General features: G+C 52.7%; 1 rRNA gene. It reads left to right on the top strand.

Annotated features, from left to right (window positions below):
• Nucleotides 1-156: 156 nt before the first annotated feature.
• Nucleotides 157-3,045, top strand: a 23S ribosomal RNA gene (locus PG883_RS22990).
• Nucleotides 3,046-3,064 lie beyond the last annotated feature (19 nt).

The following is a 3,064-nucleotide window of genomic DNA, read 5'->3' on the forward strand; positions in this document are numbered from 1 at the left end:
TGCTCTTTAACAATCTGGAAAGCTGATTTAAAAAGTAGTTCTCAAACATTTGTTACAAGTGCTTTGGAAACTTCTTGGCGAAAACCAAATTTTATTTGGTCCTTGTTGTACGACAACAAGCTGTGCCGGTTTCACCGACACTTCTTGGGGTTGTATGGTTAAGTGACTAAGCGTACATGGTGGATGCCTTGGCAGTCAGAGGCGATGAAGGACGTACTAACCTGCGATAAGCCGTGAGCAGTCGGTAAGAGACATTACGACTCACGGATTTCCGAATGGGGAAACCCACTTAGCATAAGCTAGGTATCGCTGCGTGAATACATAGCGTAGCGAGGCGAACCGGGAGAACTGAAACATCTAAGTACCCCGAGGAAAAGAAATCAACCGAGATTCCCTCAGTAGCGGCGAGCGAACGGGGATTAGCCCTTAAGCATCTTGGAAGTTAGTGGAACGGTCCTGGAAAGGCCGGCGATACAGGGTGATAGCCCCGTACACGAAAACAACCTTGATGTGAAATCGAGTAGGGCGGGACACGTGACATCCTGTCTGAATATGGGGGGACCATCCTCCAAGGCTAAATACTCCTGACTGACCGATAGTGAACCAGTACCGTGAGGGAAAGGCGAAAAGAACCCCTGTGAGGGGAGTGAAATAGAACCTGAAACCGTGTACGTACAAGCAGTGGGAGCCCTTCGGGGTGACTGCGTACCTTTTGTATAATGGGTCAGCGACTTACATTTTGTAGCGAGGTTAACCGTATAGGGGAGCCGTAGGGAAACCGAGTCTTAACTGGGCGTCTAGTTGCAAGGTGTAGACCCGAAACCGGGTGATCTAGCCATGGGCAGGTTGAAGGTTGAGTAACATCAACTGGAGGACCGAACCCACTAACGTTGCAAAGTTAGGGGATGACCTGTGGCTGGGGGTGAAAGGCCAATCAAACTCGGAGATAGCTGGTTCTCCCCGAAAGCTATTTAGGTAGCGCCTCGGACGAATACTACTGGGGGTAGAGCACTGTTTGGGCTAGGGGGTCATCCCGACTTACCAACCCCATGCAAACTCCGAATACCAGTAAGTACTATCCGGGAGACACACGGCGGGTGCTAACGTCCGTCGTGAAGAGGGAAACAACCCAGACCGCCGGCTAAGGTCCCAAAGTTCTGGTTAAGTGGGAAACGATGTGGGAAGGCTCAGACAGCTAGGATGTTGGCTTAGAAGCAGCCATCATTTAAAGAAAGCGTAATAGCTCACTAGTCGAGTCGGCCTGCGCGGAAGATGTAACGGGGCTCAAACCAGGCACCGAAGCCGCGGATTCACGCTAAGCGTGAGTGGTAGGGGAGCGTTCTGTAAGTCTGCGAAGGTGTGTCGAGAGGCATGCTGGAGATATCAGAAGTGCGAATGCTGACGTAAGTAACGATAAAGGGGGTGAAAAACCTCCTCGCCGGAAGACCAAGGGTTCCTGTCCAACGTTAATCGGGGCAGGGTGAGTCGACCCCTAAGGTGAGGCCGAAAGGCGTAATCGATGGGAAGCAGGTTAATATTCCTGCACGACTTGTAATTGCGATGGGGGGACGGAGAAGGCTAGGTGGGCCAGGCGACGGTTGTCCTGGTGAAAGTGCGTAGGTGGTGTTTCCAGGCAAATCCGGAGACACAACACTGAGACACGAGACGAACGCACCACGGTGCGGAAGCCATTGATGCCCTGCTTCCAGGAAAAGCCTCTAAGCTTCAGATTACAAGTCATCGTACCCCAAACCGACACAGGTGGTCGGGTAGAGAATACCAAGGCGCTTGAGAGAACTCGGGTGAAGGAACTAGGCAAAATAGAACCGTAACTTCGGGAGAAGGTTCGCTCTTGATGGTGAAGTCCCTTGCGGATGGAGCTGTCGGGAGTCGCAGTGACCAGATGGCTGGGACTGTTTATCAAAAACACAGCACTCTGCAAACACGAAAGTGGACGTATAGGGTGTGACACCTGCCCGGTGCCGGAAGGTTAATTGATGGGGTTAGCGCAAGCGAAGCTCTTGATCGAAGCCCCGGTAAACGGCGGCCGTAACTATAACGGTCCTAAGGTAGCGAAATTCCTTGTCGGGTAAGTTCCGACCTGCACGAATGGTGTAACCATGGCCATGCTGTCTCCACCCGAGACTCAGTGAAATCGAATTCGCCGTGAAGATGCGGTGTACCCGCGGCTAGACGGAAAGACCCCGTGAACCTTTACTACAGCTTGGCACTGAACATTGAACCTACATGTGTAGGATAGGTGGGAGGCTTTGAAGGCGTGACGCCAGTTGCGCTGGAGCCGTCCTTGAAATACCACCCTTGTATGTTTGATGTTCTAACGCAGGGCCCTGAATCGGGCTCGCGGACAGTGCCTGGTGGGTAGTTTGACTGGGGCGGTCTCCTCCCAAAGAGTAACGGAGGAGCACGAAGGTTGGCTAATCCTGGTCGGACATCAGGAGGTTAGTGCAATGGCATAAGCCAGCTTAACTGCGAGACGGACAGGTCGAGCAGGTACGAAAGTAGGTCATAGTGATCCGGTGGTTCTGAATGGAAGGGCCATCGCTCAACGGATAAAAGGTACTCCGGGGATAACAGGCTGATACCGCCCAAGAGTTCATATCGACGGCGGTGTTTGGCACCTCGATGTCGGCTCATCACATCCTGGGGCTGAAGTCGGTCCCAAGGGTATGGCTGTTCGCCATTTAAAGTGGTACGCGAGCTGGGTTCAGAACGTCGTGAGACAGTTCGGTCCCTATCTGCCGTGGGCGTTGGATGATTGAAGGGAGTTGCTCCTAGTACGAGAGGACCGGAGTGAACGAACCTCTGGTGTTCGGGTTGTCACGCCAGTGGCACTGCCCGGTAGCTAAGTTCGGAATCGATAACCGCTGAAAGCATCTAAGCGGGAAGCGAGCCCTGAGATGAGTCATCCCTGACCCCTTGAGGGTCCTAAAGGGCCGTTGGAGACCACAACGTTGATAGGTGGGGTGTGTAAGCGTAGCGATACGTTGAGCTAACCCATACTAATTACCCGTGAGGCTTAACCATACAACACCCAAGAAGTGTT

The sequence above is a fragment of the Aeromonas sp. QDB25 genome (genome assembly GCF_027707725.1).
Lineage (GTDB): Bacteria > Pseudomonadota > Gammaproteobacteria > Enterobacterales > Aeromonadaceae > Aeromonas > Aeromonas caviae.